The organism is Burkholderia glumae LMG 2196 = ATCC 33617 (assembly GCF_000960995.1).
Classification (GTDB): Bacteria; Pseudomonadota; Gammaproteobacteria; order Burkholderiales; family Burkholderiaceae; genus Burkholderia; species Burkholderia glumae.
In genome coordinates this window covers 1,137,591-1,153,085 of the sequence record NZ_CP009434.1, presented here as the reverse complement: position 1 = coordinate 1,153,085, position 15,495 = coordinate 1,137,591, and the positions used below count along the sequence as shown (strand labels likewise).

General features: G+C 71.6%; 17 protein-coding genes. 8 read left to right on the top strand and 9 right to left on the bottom strand.

Translation table 11 applies throughout. The features are described 5' to 3' along the window. Nucleotides 1-36 precede the first annotated feature (36 nt). Nucleotides 37-825, top strand: coding sequence for a sensor histidine kinase (locus KS03_RS06260; RefSeq protein WP_015877650.1), 789 nt, complete (start codon nt 37-39; stop codon nt 823-825). A 79-nt stretch (nt 826-904) separates the two neighbouring features. Next, a complete protein-coding gene (locus KS03_RS06255) occupies nt 905-2,245 on the top strand; it encodes a hemolysin family protein (RefSeq protein WP_015877651.1) in 1,341 nt (446 codons plus the stop codon). 70 nt (nt 2,246-2,315) lie between these two features. Here KS03_RS06255 and KS03_RS06250 read toward each other — a convergent pair whose 3' ends face one another. Then, nucleotides 2,316-3,221 (bottom strand): NAD-dependent epimerase/dehydratase family protein, encoded by a 906-nt coding sequence (locus KS03_RS06250; protein ID WP_015877652.1) that lies wholly within the window; start codon nt 3,219-3,221, stop codon nt 2,316-2,318. 103 nt (nt 3,222-3,324) lie between these two features. Here KS03_RS06250 and KS03_RS06245 point away from each other — a divergent pair, with 103 nt between their 5' ends. Then, nucleotides 3,325-4,239, top strand: a complete 915-nt coding sequence (locus KS03_RS06245) for a LysR family transcriptional regulator (protein WP_015877653.1) — start codon at nt 3,325-3,327, stop codon at nt 4,237-4,239. Next, a complete protein-coding gene (locus tag KS03_RS06240; protein WP_015877654.1) occupies nt 4,226-4,837 on the top strand; it encodes a thiamine phosphate synthase in 612 nt (203 codons plus the stop codon). The genes KS03_RS06245 and KS03_RS06240 overlap by 14 nt, the downstream gene beginning before the upstream one ends. 153 nt (nt 4,838-4,990) lie before the next feature. On the opposite strand, the gene KS03_RS06235 is transcribed toward KS03_RS06240, so the two are convergent. Then, nucleotides 4,991-6,655: a DUF3459 domain-containing protein gene (locus KS03_RS06235; protein WP_015877655.1), complete on the bottom strand. Its 1,665-nt coding sequence runs from the start codon at nt 6,653-6,655 to the stop codon at nt 4,991-4,993. A gap of 342 nt (nt 6,656-6,997) precedes the next feature. Here KS03_RS06235 and KS03_RS06230 point away from each other — a divergent pair, with 342 nt between their 5' ends. After that, nucleotides 6,998-7,750 carry an alpha/beta fold hydrolase gene (locus tag KS03_RS06230; RefSeq protein ID WP_015877656.1) on the top strand — a complete coding sequence of 251 codons (753 nt, stop codon included), beginning with the start codon at nt 6,998-7,000 and terminating at the stop codon, nt 7,748-7,750. Nucleotides 7,751-7,790: 40 nt separating this feature from the next. On the opposite strand, the gene KS03_RS06225 is transcribed toward KS03_RS06230, so the two are convergent. Beyond that, entirely contained in the window at nt 7,791-8,177 is a 387-nt protein-coding gene (locus KS03_RS06225; RefSeq protein WP_015877657.1) for a VOC family protein, read from the bottom strand. Nucleotides 8,178-8,375: 198 nt separating this feature from the next. Between KS03_RS06225 and KS03_RS06220 the strand changes: the two genes are divergently transcribed. After that, nucleotides 8,376-9,050, top strand: coding sequence for a glutathione S-transferase family protein (locus tag KS03_RS06220; protein ID WP_015877658.1), 675 nt, complete (start codon nt 8,376-8,378; stop codon nt 9,048-9,050). A gap of 45 nt (nt 9,051-9,095) precedes the next feature. Here KS03_RS06220 and KS03_RS06215 read toward each other — a convergent pair whose 3' ends face one another. The 6 genes from KS03_RS06215 to KS03_RS06190 form a co-directional block, all read right to left on the bottom strand. After that, nucleotides 9,096-9,752 carry a DUF1345 domain-containing protein gene (locus tag KS03_RS06215; protein WP_015877659.1) on the bottom strand — a complete coding sequence of 219 codons (657 nt, stop codon included), beginning with the start codon at nt 9,750-9,752 and terminating at the stop codon, nt 9,096-9,098. A gap of 37 nt (nt 9,753-9,789) precedes the next feature. After that, nucleotides 9,790-10,491: an RES family NAD+ phosphorylase gene (locus tag KS03_RS06210; protein WP_015877660.1), complete on the bottom strand. Its 702-nt coding sequence runs from the start codon at nt 10,489-10,491 to the stop codon at nt 9,790-9,792. Beyond that, nucleotides 10,488-10,910 carry an MbcA/ParS/Xre antitoxin family protein gene (locus tag KS03_RS06205; protein WP_015877661.1) on the bottom strand — a complete coding sequence of 141 codons (423 nt, stop codon included), beginning with the start codon at nt 10,908-10,910 and terminating at the stop codon, nt 10,488-10,490. The genes KS03_RS06210 and KS03_RS06205 overlap by 4 nt, the downstream gene beginning before the upstream one ends. A 480-nt stretch (nt 10,911-11,390) precedes the next feature. Then, on the bottom strand, nt 11,391-12,311 hold the full coding sequence (locus KS03_RS06200) for a metal-dependent hydrolase (RefSeq protein WP_015877662.1): 921 nt from the start codon (nt 12,309-12,311) through the stop codon (nt 11,391-11,393). A gap of 336 nt (nt 12,312-12,647) precedes the next feature. Then, nucleotides 12,648-13,289, bottom strand: a complete 642-nt coding sequence (locus KS03_RS06195) for an AAA family ATPase (RefSeq protein WP_015877663.1) — start codon at nt 13,287-13,289, stop codon at nt 12,648-12,650. After that, a complete protein-coding gene (locus KS03_RS06190) occupies nt 13,286-13,906 on the bottom strand; it encodes a sugar phosphate isomerase/epimerase family protein (protein ID WP_050811452.1) in 621 nt (206 codons plus the stop codon). The genes KS03_RS06195 and KS03_RS06190 overlap by 4 nt, the downstream gene beginning before the upstream one ends. Nucleotides 13,907-14,197: 291 nt before the next feature. On the opposite strand from KS03_RS06190, the gene KS03_RS06185 reads away from it, so the two are divergent. Together KS03_RS06185 and KS03_RS06180 are read left to right on the top strand one after the other, a co-directional pair. Further along, nucleotides 14,198-14,539, top strand: coding sequence for an FKBP-type peptidyl-prolyl cis-trans isomerase (locus KS03_RS06185; RefSeq protein WP_015877665.1), 342 nt, complete (start codon nt 14,198-14,200; stop codon nt 14,537-14,539). Nucleotides 14,540-14,607: 68 nt separating this feature from the next. Then, nucleotides 14,608-15,378, top strand: a complete 771-nt coding sequence (locus tag KS03_RS06180; protein WP_015877666.1) for an AraC family transcriptional regulator — start codon at nt 14,608-14,610, stop codon at nt 15,376-15,378. Nucleotides 15,379-15,495 lie beyond the last annotated feature (117 nt).

Below are 15,495 nucleotides of genomic sequence, written 5' to 3'. Positions count from 1 at the left end.
TAATGGCGATTCCGCCATCTTACTCACGCCCGCCTCGTGACCCTGTCCCACGCCGATCCCGCCGCCGCCCTGCTGCGCGAGCGCGCCGCCCGCTACGTCACGGAAAATGCGCTGTTCGCGCGCGAACAGGCGCTGTCGGTCGCCTCGCACGACCTGCGCAGCCCGCTCAACGCGATGCACAGCTGGGCCTACGTGCTCGAACGCCAGCTGCCGCCCGGCGACGGCTCGCTGCAGCGCGCGCTCGACGGCATCCGGATCGGCATCGAGCAGCAGACGAAGCTGATCGGCTCGGCGCTCGACGCGCCGCGCGCCGATACGCGCACGCTCGCGCTCGCCTACGAAAGCTGCCGACTGGCGCCGCTCGTCGACGAGGTCGCGGTGCTCGCGCGCCTCGCGCTCGGCGACGCACGCGGCGTGAACCTCGCGACCGCGCTGGAGGCGCCGCACGACGCGTCGCTGAACGCCGATCGCGAGCGGCTCGCGCAGACGCTGTGGTCGATGGCGGTGTTCGCGATCGAGGCCGGCGCGCCCGCTGCGCCCGTCACGCTCGCCTGCGATGCACGGCGCGCGGCCGACACGGTGAGCTTCGAGGCCAGCTTCACGGCAGCGCCGTCCGCGCTCGTGGCGCCCTCGCTGCCGCATGCGCTCGACAGCGGCGCGCGGCGCGAGGCGCTGCTCGAGCGCGACGCGCGCCGCCCGCCGTGGGCGCTCGCGCTGTGCCATCGCGTCGCGCTCGCGCACGGCGGCAGCTTCGCGCCGCCGGCGCTCGAGGCCGGCAGCACCGCGCGCATCGTGCTGACGCTGCCGCGCACGGCCTCGGTATGACGGTTTATCCGAACGGCGAAGTTTACGTTCGCCTTTCCGCCTCTATACTGACACTTCCCTTATTACCGGAGTCGTTGCGTTGATACAGATCATCGCGCTAATCGGCGCGTTGCTGCTGGTAGCCCTGAACGGATTTTTCGTGGCCGCCGAGTTCGGCCTGGTCAAGCTGCGCGCCACGCGCGTGAAGACGCTGGCCCGCCAGCACGGCCTGCGCGGCCGCATCCTGCGCATCGTGCATGCGCGGCTCGACGCCTACCTGTCGGCCTGCCAGCTCGGCATCACGCTCGCCTCGCTCGGCCTCGGCTGGATCGGCGAGCCGGCCTTCGCCGACCTGCTCGCACCATTGCTCGACGCGCTCGGCATCCACTCCGCCGAACTCGTCCACGGCATCTCGCTGGTGTTCGCGTTCTCGGTGATCTCGTTCCTGCACATCGTGGTGGGCGAACTCGCGCCGAAATCAATGGCGATCCGCCAGCCGGAGCAGGTCGGCCTCTGGCTCGCCCTGCCGCTCTATGCGTTCTACTGGGTGATGTATCCGGCGATCTGGGTGCTCAACACGAGCGCCAACGCGGTGCTGCGCATCGTCGGCCTGACGGCCGATCACGGCGGCGACTCGCACTACTCCACCGACGAGCTGAAGCTGATCCTGCGCAGCCGGCGCAACGCGACGGGCGCCTCGAAGGCTCCGGTGGCGGCCTACAGCCGCGACGAATGGAACACGCTCGCGCATTCGCTCGACTTCACCTCGATGACGGTGTCGGACCTGATGCGCCCGGCCAACGAAATGGTCGGCCTGCGTTGCGACCTGCCGCTCGTCGACAACATGGAAGTGGTGGCGCGCCATCGCTTCAGCCGCTACCCGCTCTTCACCGACGCCTCGCGCGAGCAGGTGTCCGGCCTGATCCATCTGAAGGACCTGCTGCTCGCGCGCCACGCGGGCGCCGCGCTGGAGGATCTGTCCGACTACGTGCGCCCGGTGCAGTACGTGAAGCCCGACATGCCCGCGCTCGAGCTGTTCCGGCGCTTTCGCAAGGGCGCGCCGCATTTCGCGCTGGTGGGCAACAAGCACGAGAAGCCGATCGGCTTTCTCACGCTCGACAACCTGCTCGGCGCGCTGGTCGGCCAGATCCACGACGAATTCCGCCAGGGCGACGCCGACTGGGCGCGCCTGGACGACGGCACGCTGATGGGCAAGGGCAGCCTGCCCGTGGTCTCGCTGGAACAGGCGCTCGGCATCGACATCGACGAAGGCCGCGCCGAATCGGTGGGCGGCCTCGTGATCCAGGCGCTCGGCGATCTGCCCACCGAGGGCCAGCGCGTGTCGTTCGAGCGCTTCGACGTGGTGGTCAAGAAAATGAACGGGCCGCGCATCGTGCTGGTGCGCGTCTATCCGAAGGCGTTCAAGGAAGCCGACGAGTAGGCGCGGCGGCAGCGCGGCCGCCACCCACCCTGGTCCTGGTTGGTTCGCGGCGCGGCCCGCCGCCGCTCGCTCAGGCGCCGCGCATCATCTCGCCCGTGATCCAGTCGATCACCGAGGCGTGCTTCGGTTGCCAGCCCAGCAGGCGCCGGGCGCGCTCGCCGCGCACGCGGCTGTTCGAGCCCAGCCCGTAGTTCGCCATTTCGTAGCCCCATTCCGCCTCCGCTTGCGCGAGCGGCCAGTCCTCGGGCGCGCCGAGCCCCATCGCGGTCGCGATCGCGGCCGACATGTCGCGGAACGCGGCCTCGCCGTTCTCGATGAAGTAGAACCTGCCCTCGGCCGGCGTGCGTTCGAGCGCGAGCCGATAGACCTCGACCACGTCGTCGATATGGACGTTCGACCAGATGTTGCGGCCCGGGCCGACATGGCGCACCACGCCGCTCTTTCGCGCCTGCCGCACCAGCCGCGGCAGTTGCACGCTCTCGCGCGGCAGGCCGCGGCCGTGGCCGTAGATCAGCGTGTTGCAGAGCACGGCGGGACGAATCCCCGCCTGCGCGGCGGCCAGCACGAGCCGGTCGATCGCCACGCGCGGCGCCTTGTCGGCGCTCGGCTCGGGCAGCGCGTCCTCGTGGTGGATCTGCCCGCCGGCCTCGCCGCCGGCGGCGTCGCCGACGATGCTCGATCCGCTCGTATGCAGCAGCACCTTGCCGGAATCGCGCAGGCCCTCGATCAACGCCTCGACCGCGCCGCGATGGTCGCTGTCGGCCGCGTTGATCACGGCATCGGCCGCCCGCGCCTCGCGCACCAGCAGCGCGCGATCGTCGAGCGAGCCGAGGCGCGGCTCGACGCCGATCGCGCGCAGTTCCTCGCCCTGCGCCTCGCGCCGCACCAGGCCGGCCACCTGATGCCCGTCGGCGGCAAGCCGCGCCGCGATCGAGCCGCCGATGAACCCGCCCGCTCCCGTGATGAAGATCTTCATGCTGGACTCCTGGTCCGATTGGTTCGATGGCTGCCAGTGTGAGGGCGGACGGAACGCGTAAAAACCGTGTTAGGCTCAAGTCATTCTTGAATCCGGGTCAATAATGAAGACGTCGACCGAAGAGTTGCAGACCTTCGTCGCGATCATCGACAGCGGCTCGATCACGGCCGCCGCCGAGCAGCTCGGGCAGACCGTGTCGGGCGTGAGCCGGGCGCTGAACCGCCTCGAACGCAAGCTCGGCGTGACGCTGCTGCGCCGCACGACGCGCAGCTCGCAGCTGACCGACGAGGGCGAACTGCTGCTGGCCCGCGCGCGCGAGATCCTGCAAGCGGTGGAGGAAGCGGAGACGGCCGTCTCGCTCGGCCGCGTCGAGCCTGCCGGCAGGCTGCGCGTGGATGCGGCCACGCCGTTCATGCTGCATGCGATCGTCCCGCGCCTGCCCGCGTTCACGGCGCGCTACCCCGACATCGCGCTCGAACTGTCCAACAACGAGCGGTTCATCGACCTGATCGAACAGCGCATCGACATCGCGATACGGATCGGCGCGCTGCCCGATTCGACGCTGCATGCGCGCCCGCTCGGTTCGAGCCCGCTGCATGTGCTGGCGAGCCCCGCCTATCTGGCCGCCCACGGCACGCCGCGCAGCGTGGCCGATTTGGCCCGCCACCGGCTGCTCGGCTTCAGTGATATCGAGACGCTGAACCGCTGGCCGCTGCACCTGCGCGCGGACGGCAGCGGCAACGGCAGCGACGACGGCACGGGCCTGGCGATCACCCCCGCGCATACCGCCTCCAGCGGCGAGACGCTGCGGCATCTCGGACTCGCGGGGATCGGCATCGTCTGCCTGTCCGGTTTCATGACGGCGGACGACATCGCCGCGGGGCGGCTCGTGCCGCTGCTCACCGAACTGATGACGGACTATCGGCAGCCCGTCAACGCCGTCTATTACCGGCATGCGGCACTGACGGGCCGCGTGCAGGGTTTCCTCGATTTCCTGAGCCAGCATGTGCGGCTCTGAACCCGTGCCGACGCCCGCGCTGCCGCCGCTCTACCTGATCACGCCCGAGCCGGCCTCCAACGCGCGCGCCGATCTCGACGCGTTCGTCTCTCGGCTCGACGCGGCGTTCGCCACCGGCATCGCGCTCGTGCAGTTGCGCGTGAAGACATTCGACGCCGCCGATTACGCGGCGCTGGCCGAGCGCGTGATCGGCCGCGCCCATGCGGCCGGCGCGCGCGTGGTCTGCAATGGTCCGGTCACGCTGCAGGCAGCACGCGCGCTCGGCGCCGACGGCATCCATTTCGGCCACGCCGCGCTCGCCGCCGCCGCGTCGCGGCCGGAGGCGGCCGGCCTGCTGCTGTCGGCCGCCTGCCACGACGCGGCATCGCTGCGCCACGCGGACCGCATCGGTGCGGACCTCGCCACGCTGTCGCCGGTGAAACCGACGCTGTCGCATCCGGGCGCGCCGGGGCTCGGCTGGCCGCGCTTCGCCGAATGGGTGGCCGGCACGCGCCTGGCCGTCTATGCGCTCGGCGGCATGACGCGCGACGACCTGCCGATCGCGCGCGCGCACGGGGCGCATGGCGTCGCGGGCATTCGGGGCCTGGTGGCGGGATAAGCCGAAGCCGCGCGGTACGCCGACGCTGGGCCGGGAAACCGCTCGGCGGCGGGCGGCGCGACGCGGGCCTGACCGAACCCGGTCCCGGCCCGGAAGGCAAGCGGCCTTCGATGGAACACGGCCGCCGCGCCCGTCGAGCGCGGCGGCAAGCGCTCAGGCATCGAACGCCGCCGTGCCGGCGCCGGCACCGGCGCCGGTCAGCGGCCGGTATCGCGTGTCGTGAGACAGCGCGTAGCGGTTGACGTCGCCCGTCACCCAGGCGACGAGCGAGAACGGCGGCAGTTCGCCGAACAGCAAGCGATCGCGCGCGCGCGGCGGCGTCTCGAACACGATGGTGCCGTCCGGCTGACGGTCGAACGCGAGCGGCTCCGGCGACAGGTTCAGCGCGAGGCTCAGCACCTCGCCGTCGCCGAGCCGCCAGACGGCGACGAGCGCATCGGCCTCGCCGCCGTCGGCCAGGCGCAGCAATTCCGCCGATTGCGGCCGCGCATCGAGCAGGCGCGGCGCGATCAGCTTCGCGCGCACGGCCAGCGCCGACTGCACGAAGCGCCGGCTGGCGGCGTCGGGCGCCGCCTCGTCGAACACGAGCGGTATCTGCGGCGTGAGCAGCGACAGCGCGAGCGCCGCGAGCCCGGCCTCGCGCGTCGCCGCGGTCGGTCGGCTGGCGCCGTCGGACAGCACCAGCGACGTCATCGGCAGACCGCCCTCCCAGCCGCCCGACTCGCCTCCGCCAGGACGCTGATAGGCCGAGCCGTCGGCCGTCAGCGCACGGGCCAGCATGTGAATGGTCTGGCGCGTCGAGATCGCCTCGCGATACGGATACGCGGCGCGGCCCGTCAGCCGGTGCAAGGCGCGCTCGCCCGATTCGTTCCACTGCGCGTCGAAGTGCGTGTCGGCGAGATGCGAAGGGTGGCGCTCGCTGCCGAGCACCAAATGCACGAGCCGTTCGCTCGGCACCGCCGCGCGCACGCGGTCGGCGATCTCGCGCAGGCCCGCGTTGCCGATCCGGTCGGCCGCGCGCAGACGCAGGCCGTCACAGCGATATTCCTCGATCCAGTAGAGCGCGTTGTCGCAGAAGAAGTCGCAGACCTCGGGATGGTCGAGCGCGAGCGGCGCGTGATGCGGGTCGTCGCGCGTCTGGAAGAACGGCGCCGCGTAGCGGCGCAGCGCTTCGCTGCCGCCGCCGAAGCGCGCGTAATCGAGATCGAGCAGCACGGCCAGACCGAGCCCGTGGGCTTCGTCGATCAGTGCCTTCAGCGCGTGCGGGCCACCGTAGGCGGCGATCGGTGCGAACGGCAGGCTGTCCTGCGCGGGGTCCGTCGAGGCCAGCAGTTCGAGCGCCGTCACGCCGAGCCGGGCGAGCTGCGGCAGGCGGCGGCGCACCTGGTCGTAGCCGCCGACCGCGTCGGGCCGGATCGCGTACAGCGCGATCTCCTCCCAGGGCCGCCCGCGCCAGGACGTGTTGCGCCAGACGAAGGCCCGCGGATCGATCACCTCGCTCGCCGCCTCGACGCCGTCGGGCTGCGAGCGCGACGCGGGATCCGGAATCACGAGCGTGCCGTCGAGCCGGTAGCGGTAGCGCGTACCCGCGCCGCATTCGACGAAGGTCTCGAACCAGCCGGCGCCGGCATGCGCCATCTCGATGGCCGGCTCGGCCGCGCCGTCCAGGCCGAACTCGAGCCGCACTTCGGCGCTGGCGGGGGCCCACAAGCGAAAGTGCGTGCGCAGCGTAGCCGCGGCGGCGCTGCACGGCTGCGCGCCGAACGCGAGGCAGTGCGTGTAGCGGTGTGAGTAAGGGTCAAGCGGGCAATCGGACATCGGTGCGCTCCTTGTCGGGTCTCGGTCGGAGGCATGGCCGGCACTGGAAAACGTCGTGCCGGGCGCTAGGGATAACCAGTATGCGCCGAATCACAGGGCGGTGCGAGCGCCGGACACCGCTTTTAAATACGTCTCGACCCCGGCGAGGCAAAGCCCTGCAATGCGAGCGCGCCGCCGGCGACACCCCCGCGGTGGCGTGGCCCCGGGGCGCTCGGCCAGGCGGCGGCGCCCCTCGCACCGCCCTCGCGGCGGCGCGCGTGCGATCACACATCGCGCCGCGCCACGCTATCCGCGCCGCACGGATTTCGCTACGATGGCGGCCCGTCCTTCCGGTGCGCGTCCATGTCCGACTCTCCCCGCATCCTGCTCGTCCACGGCTTGACCGGCCATCTGCATGCGCCCGCGCTGCTCGAGGCGCTGCGGCCCGCCACCGTGGTGGCGCCCGATCTGCTCGGCTACGGCGCCTGCGCCGATGTCGACCCCGTCTCGATCACGCTCGCCGCACAGGTCGACGTGCTGCGCGAGGCGATCGACGAGGCCGCGGGGCCGGCCGACCGCTGGCTCGTGGTCGGGCATTCGGTGGGCGGCGCGATCGCGCATCTGTTCGCGGCGAAGTATCCCGATCGCGCCGCGGCCGTCGTCAGCGTCGAGGGCAATTTCGCGCTCGACGATGCGTTCTGGTCGCAGCGCCTCGCCTCGATGCCGCTCAGGGAAATCGAGGCGCAACTGCAGCGCGATCTCGACGATCCGGCCGGCTGGCTCGCGCGTGCCGGGCTGCGCACCGACGCCGAGCTGATCGCCGCGGCGGCCGACCAGCTCGCGTTCCAGCCCGCCAGCACCTTGCAGCGCATGGCCATCTCGGTGGTCGAGACGACCGGCGCGCCGGCCTATCTGCAGCGCATCGCCGGCTGGCTCGACAAGGTGCCGCTGCATCTGCTCGCAGGCGAGCGCTCGGCGCGCGACTGGCACGTGCCGGACTGGCTGCGCCCGCGCGCGCAAAGCGATCGCACGCTGGCGGGCCGCGGCCACATGATGATGCTCGAGGACCCACGCCAGTTCGCGAACGCGATCCTCGACATCGCGCTGGCGCGCTGACGCGGCACCGCTGCCGCGCGGGCATCCGGCAGTGCGCGCCTCAGGCGCGCGCGTCGTCGGCCTGCATCAGTTGGAACACGTTGCCCTCGGGATCGGTGCCGTCGCAGAGCCGATAGTGGAAGCCGTCGTAGCGCCGGACCGCGCCCATCGGCACGCCGGCCTGCATCAGCGCGGCACGGCGCGCCTCGATGTCGTCGTCGACGCGGAACACGAACTTCGCGTTCGAGCCGGCCGCGCCGCCGGCTGCAGCGTGCCGGTACGGCTCGCCGACCCGATGCAGCGCGAGTTCGACACCGCCGGCGTCGAGCACGACCCATTCGCCCTCGATCGCCTCGACCGTCGGCAGCCCGAAGTGCGTATGGTAGAAAACCTTCAACCGGGTCACGTCGTGCGTGTATAGAATCACCCGGGTCATCGGAAGCGGCATCGGCAGGTCTCGCTATGCTAGGTAGGGGCGCGGGGCTGGCCCGCGCGCGGTGGAGGGTTCGCCGGCAGGATACCCGTCTTGGCGCACCGCCGGCCACTTGCCGTGCACGGTGCACCGCGCACCGTGCACCGTGCGCCTGGCGCGGCCGATGCGAACGCCCCTTTCGACACACTCACCGCCCCGTTCACCAACAGGCCCATGCTGACCGTCCATCACCTCAACAATTCCCGCTCGCAGCGCGTGCTGTGGCTGCTCGAAGAGCTCGGCATCCCCTACGAGCTGAAGCGCTACGAGCGCGATCCGAAGACGTTGCGCGCGCCGCCCGCGCTGCGCGACGTGCACCCGCTCGGCAAGTCGCCGGTACTGACCGACGACGGCGAAACCGTCGCCGAGTCGGGCGCGATCATCGAATACCTGCTCGAACGCTACGACACGGACTCGCGCTTCGCCCCCGCGCCCGGTACTCCGGAGCGGCGGCGCTTCACCTACTGGCTGCACTACGCGGAGGGCTCGGCGATGCCGCCGCTGCTGCTCAAGCTGGTGACCATGCGCATCGCCCAGGCGCCGATGCCGTTCTTCGTCAAGCCGATCGCACGCAAGTTCGCCGCGACGCTGCAGTCGAGCTTCGTCGATCCGCAGCTGAAGCTGCATCTCGGCTATATCGAGGAGTCGCTACGCGCCACGGGCTGGTTCGCCGGCGACGCGTTCAGCGCCGCCGACGTGCAGATGAGCTTTCCGCTGGAGGCGGCCGCCTCGCGCGCCGATGCCGTCGCGCAGCTGCCGGCGATCCGCGCGTTCCTCGAACGGATCCATGCGCGGCCCGCCTACCACCGTGCGCTGGCGCGCGGCGGTCCCTACGACATGGTGCGCTGAGACGGCGAACGGCCGGCGCGGCAGGCCGCCCGCGTGCAGCCGCCGCTAGCTGCCGAGCAGCCCTGCCGCGACGTTGATCGACAGGCCGAGCACCGCCATGTTGAAGTAGAACGACAGAATCGACTGCGCGAGCCCGGCGCGCCGGATCGCGCGGCTGTTCAGCGTCACGTCCGAGGTCTGCGAGGCCACCGCGATCGTGAACGAGAAATAGAGGAAGTCCCAGTAATCGGGCGTGAGATCGCGATCGGGAAACTGCAGCGCGCGCGCCGCCGGCGGCGACTGGTAGTAGAGCCGCGCGTAATGCAGCGTGAAGATGGTGGGAATCAGGAACCACGCGCCGAACAGCGTCGCGCCCGTCACCGCGTAATGCTCGAGGCCCGCGCGCAGCCCGAGGCTCTTCGCGCTCGCCAGCTCGACGGCGATCGCCGCCACGCTCGCCACCGTCGCGAGGCAGACGACGGTCAGCACCGTGGTCGCGCTCTCGTCCTCGCGCACCGCGATTTCGCGCACCTTGTCGTAATGCGCGCGCGACATCCGCAGCCACATCATCGCCAGATACAGCCACACCGCGACGTCCCAGCCCACCAGCGCGCGCGAGAACGCATGATGCAGGCCCGGCACCGCGCAGGCAAACACCACGCCGATCGCGAACGCGATCCACATCCGCGGGCGATTGCGCAGCAACATCGGGAGAGTCTTCATCGAGTGCTCCGAAAGTGAGAGAACCGCGCCGGCCCGGTCAGCCGATCTGGTTCAGTTCGAACACGGCGTCGATCGCCGTGCCGTTCCAGCTGTATTCGAGATAAGCGGCGTGATGGCAATCGCGCAGCATCGCGGTACGGAATGCGGCGAGGCAATCGCCGCCCGGGTCGCGCACCGACGGATAGGCCAGCCCCGCGAAGCCGGCGCCGCGCACCATGCGGCCGAACGCCTGCCCGGCCGAATAGTCGACCGGATCGAGCAGCGCCGGATCGCGGTCGGGCCAGTCGCGGATGTCGGCCGCCTCGCCCTGCGCCAGCACGGTGTAGAGCCGCATCTGCTGGCGCATCGGCGCCTCGCGGGTGGCGGCGAGGAACAGGCCGGTGTGGTGGCGCGTCTCGGCGATCGCGGTCTGACGCGAGCGCGCGCAGTAGAACACGCCGTAGCTGCCGTCGGAGAAGCGGCTGCCCTGCGGATTCAGGTGCGTGAACGCGGCCATGATCGGGCCGTAGCCGGGGCCGAAGCGGCGCTCGCCGGGCGGCACCAGGTCGAGCTGGCCGACCTCGGCGCGCACGCGGTCGTTGGTCATCGCCTCGAGCGCGTAGAGCGCCTCGAAATCGTCGGCCGACGCGACGCGGTCGAACAGGTTGATGGCGGGAAAGCGGGTGGGAATCACACGGTAGGCGGGCGCCCAGTCGAGCCGCGAGACGGGCCAGCGGGTCGAGCAATCGGTTGCGGTCACGCCCAGCCCCCCCGCACCGCATCCAGATACTGCCGCACCGCGAGCAGATCGCCGACGTTGCCGGCCAGCATGCGGTCGAGCGCGCGGCTGCCGTTGAACGGCGCGGCCTGGTTCGGCCGCTTGACCCAGCCGTCCGCGGCCTCGGGCGGCAGCAGGATCTGCAGCGCCTTGTAGATGCCGAGCACGAGCGACAGCCGCTCCAGCGTGTCGCGCGTGAGCCGCGCCGTCTGCGGCGAGGCCTTCCATTTGAAGAACGTCGAGCGGCCCGGCGAGCCCAGCAGCACGATCTGCTCGTCGGTCGACAGATTCCAGTCGCGCGCAATGTTGAAGAACGCGCGCAGGCCGGCGGCGGACATCTGCGCGGGCGTCGCTTCCGGCTGCGGGGCGGGCGGTTGCGGGGTCGGTGCGGGTCGAGACATGGCTGTTAGTCTCAAAGTGAATTGACTAACAAGATTAGTCCAATTTCGGATGATTGCAAGGGTCCGATGCCGGTGGATCGATGCGTGCGGCTGCGTAACAACGCCGCCCACCTACGGGAGGGTCGAGAGAGAAAACGGGGACAGTTTTATGCGGGCAGCGAAAACGCGGCGGAGCACGCGCCGATCAAATCGGGGCACATGAACGGATCGCGCGGCGGCGCGAGGCTGCGCGCGCCAGGGTGGCGCAGGCATCGCGAACGGCCCGGGCAAACGAAAACGGCGGCGACACTCGCGTGTCGCCGCCGTTCGGTCCGGCCTCCGTCGCTGCCCGCCCGCTGCCCGTCGAGCTGGCTTCAGCGCCAGCGGCCGGCTCAGGCCCGCATGCGCCCAGGCCAGCGGGCCGCCGGCGCCAGCCACCGGCACGCAGCCCCTACCGGCACGCCACGTCGTCGGACAGCCGCGGCCCGCCGGGCATGCCGCTCAAGCGGCGCCGAGCCGCCGCCGCACCGCCGGCACCGGCGGCTCGGCCCACCCCGCCTGCCGCGCCCGGTTCTCGGCCACCAGCTGCGCGACCTTCGCCAGATGATGACGATTGTCGTGATCCCACGGATGGAAATCGGGCCGGAAGAAGCTCAGCCACTCGCGCGCGATGCGTGGAAACACGCCGTGGCGCGGGCCGTACAGGAAGCGGATCACGCGCCCCATGCCGCGCACGCGCTGGCCGGACGAGCGGTCCGCCCGGATCAGCCGCGTGTGGAGCAGGAACACCGTGGGCCAGAACGTCAGCGTGGTGAGCAAGTAGGTGCCGATCCGAATCAGGTAGCGCTTCGGCCCGGGCGCCATCACCGCGTTCCAGACATCGAACGAGACCGCCTTGTGCTCGGTTTCCTCCAGCGCGTGCCAGAGCCACAGCTGCCGGTAGCCGTCCTCGGCGCCGTCGAGCCGCGACGGATCGTCGAGCAGCAGCCCGGCCAGCATCGCCGTGTAGTGCTCGGCGGCCACCGTATGCGCGAGCTGCATCGAATGCGGCATGACCCGCTTCATCCAGCCGAGCACTTTCCAGACGCGCTTGTCGAGCTTGCGCGCGGGCAGCCGGTTGGCCTGCAGCACCTCGTTGTATTCCACGTGCTCGCGCGTGTGCATCGCCTCCTGGCCGATGAAGCCCTGCACCTGCTGCCTGAGCACGGGATCGTCGATGCGGTCGCGGTAGTTGCGCACCGAATCCATGAAGAAGCGCTCGCCGGCCGGAAACAGCAGCGACAGCGCGTTGAAGAAGTGCGTGACGGCCGGCCCCTGGCCGTGCCAGTCCTTGGCGCGCTCGACCGGCAGCGCGAAGCGCAGGTCCCGGCGCACGGGCATGATGCCGGCCGCGACGGCGGCGGCTGCGGACGAATCGGACATCGTCGGTGCTCCTTGCGGCACGCGTCGCCTCGCGTCCGCCGGGCCGATCGCCCGGGTCGCGGCACGGATCGCGCACCAAATCGATTACATTGAACAATGTAAAGATACGGCGATTCGCCGCAGACGCGCAAGTCCCGCCTTAGTGCCGCGCTTCCAAACGGCGGCCGGCACGCGACGGTCCGCCGGGCCTCGCCCGCCCGCCCCGCTTGAAACCGGCGCGGGCCGGGGCATCGGGCGGACAAGGGCGGCGCGCCATGAACAGCCGGCGGCGGCGGCAGAAATACAACACCGGTGCGCGCGGCGCCGTCACGAGGAACCGGAGCCGGAACGGCGCGGCTAGCCGTTGGCGACCAGAAAATCGGCCGGCACCGAGCCGCCGAGCACGAGATCGACGTTCGGCAGGTCGTTGCCGTCGAGCTTGGCGAGGATCGCCGCCTCGTCCATGCCGTAGCCCTGCCAGCGCGCGGCGAGCCGCTCGATCAGCACCGCGCGCGGCACCGCGAGCATCACGGTGGTGTCGAACATGGCGCGCAGCGGCGCCCAGGCGGCGTCGTCGAGCAGCAGATAGTTGCCCTCCACCACCACGATGCGCGCCGCCGCCGGCACGATCGCCGCGCCCGCGCGCGCGATCTCGATCTCGCGGTCGAACACCGGCACGGCGATCTCACGGCCGTCGTCGGCGGCGAGCCGCGCGAGCAGCGCGGCCAGGCCGTCGACGTCGAACGTATGCGGCGCACCCTTGCGTGCGCGCTGGCCGCGCGCGTTCAGCACGCGATCGTCGTAGTGGAAGCCGTCCATCGACAGCAGCGCCGCGTGGCCGGGCGCGCCATCATTGAGCGCCGCCACCAGTCGCGCGGCGAAGGTGCTCTTGCCAGCGCCGGGCGGCCCCGCCACGGCCACCAGCCGGCGCGCGCCCGGCGTCGCCTCGCGCAGTTGCGCGAGCAGCACCGCGAACTCCACCTCGCGCGTCGTGCTCATGACAGGCGGCCGCGCTCGGCCTGCCGGAGCGCCTCCGGTGCGGACTCGAGCACGGACTCGAGCCGGGCGCGGGTGTCGCGCCGCGCGTGCGAGGCCAGCGCGCGCGCGTCTTGCCGGCGCTCGCGCCGGATCGCGAGCCCGCCCCCGAGCGGCTGCCCGCCCCCGCGCGACGAGCAGCTCTCGCACGCGATCGGCCCCGCGTAGCCCGAGACCGCCAGTGCGGGAACGATCGCCGCGAGGTCGATGCGGCCCGAGCCCAGACTGCCGCGATGGAAGTCGCCGCAGTGGAAATAGTTGAGATGCGCGCCGGTTTCGCGTATCGCCGTCATCACGTCGGATTCCTCGATGTTGATGTGATAGGTGTGCAGGTGAGCCTTCGAGTGCGGCCGGCCGATCCGCTCGCAGAGCTCGATGCCTCGCGAGGCAGGGTTCGGCACCTTCGACTCGTAGCGCTCGACCGCTTCCAGGCCGAGCAGGATGCCGTCGCGCGCGGCGGTCTCGGCGGCCCGGCCGGGGATCGGCATCGCCACGCCGGCCGCGGTGGTCGGCACACCGTGCGTCTGGAACGCCGAGTAGAGCATACCGCAGACGCGGCACGCGCGGCCTCGGGCCGCCATGGGCCGCGGCTCGGCAGGCCGCCCTTGGACGTGGCGATGCCGCGCCGGGACGTGCAGACCATCATGCCGGGGGCGTTCGCGCCGTTCGAGCGGACCGTGGCCGTGCCTCGTGATCGTGGTGCCGGCGCGCCCCGGCCGGCGCTTCGGCACCACGCGCGGCGAGCCCGTGGCGGATGCCGCAGACGCGCGCCGTTGGCCGGCGCAGGCCGGGGCACGCGCGGCTGCCGGCCGCGACGCCCGGGCCCGGCTCCCCTACAATGGCGGTTTTCCGTTCAACTCAGGAGTTGCAGAATGACCGTCGTCACCACCGATTCGGGCCTCAAGTACGAAGAACTGACCGAAGGTACGGGCGCCGAAGCCAAGGCCGGCCAGTCCGTCACCGTCCACTACACGGGCTGGCTGACCGACGGCCAGAAGTTCGATTCGAGCAAGGATCGCAACGACCCGTTCGTGTTCGTGCTGGGCGGCGGCATGGTGATCAAGGGCTGGGACGAAGGGGTCCAGGGCATGAAGGTGGGCGGCACGCGCCGCCTGACGATCCCGGCCTCGCTCGGCTACGGCGCGCGCGGCGCGGGCGGCGTGATTCCGCCGAACGCCACGCTGGTGTTCGAGGTCGAGCTGCTGGCCGTCTGAGCACGGCGGGCCCCACCAGCCCGGCGCCGCCCGCCGCCTTTCGCAAGCCCCCCTTCCCCCTCACGACGATGCTCGCGCCCCCCGCCGCCGGCCCGTCCGTCTCGCTGCGCCGCTACGGCGTGGCCGAGGCGTCGGACCTCCACGATTTCCATCAGGTCGTGCTCGGCGTGGACGGCGAGATGGTGATGGCCGTCGACGGCGTGGCCGAGCGCATCGACGGCCGGCGCGCCTGGCTGATTCCGGCCGGCACGCGCCACGACTATGCGGGCCTCGGCCCGAATCGCCAGTTGGTGCTGGATCTGCCGGTGGCTTCGCTGGCCGTGCCGGAACGCTGGTTCGAGCGCGCGCGGCCGTTCGCGCTGGCGCCCGCGCTCGGCGCGCTGGTGAACGAATTCGCGCTCGGGCTCGCCGCGCGTGCCGAAGCCGCCGCGCCTGCGCCGTCGGCGCGGCTGCACTGGCTGGCCGCGACGCGGCTCTGCGAGGCGCTGCTCGGCTCGCCGCCCGAGCGCGGCGCGGCCGCCGGCCTCGATTTCGCGCGGATCGACCACTGGCTGCGCGCGCGGCTCGCCGAGCCGCTGCGCGTGGCCGATCTGGCCGCGCACTGCGGCTTCGGCCCGCGCCGGTTCCATCAGCTGTTCGTCGAGGCGTTCGGCGAAACGCCGCACCGCTACCTGTTGAAGCTGCGGCTCGACGCGGCCGTGCTGCGGCTCGCCGATCCGGCCCACACGCTGGCCGCGATCGCGGCCGACCTCGGCTTCGCCGACCAGAGCGCGTTCACGCACGCGTTCACGCGCCGCTTCGGCATCGCGCCGGGGCGATGGCGCGCAGGGCGGCATTGAGGCGCCCGCGCCGCGCGAAGGCGAGCGGCGTCGCACCGCGCCGCACGCCGGGCATTTCCCGGGCGGCACGGCGACCGGCTCGCTGATCCACCGAGCGCCGCACCGGTCGAGCGCCGG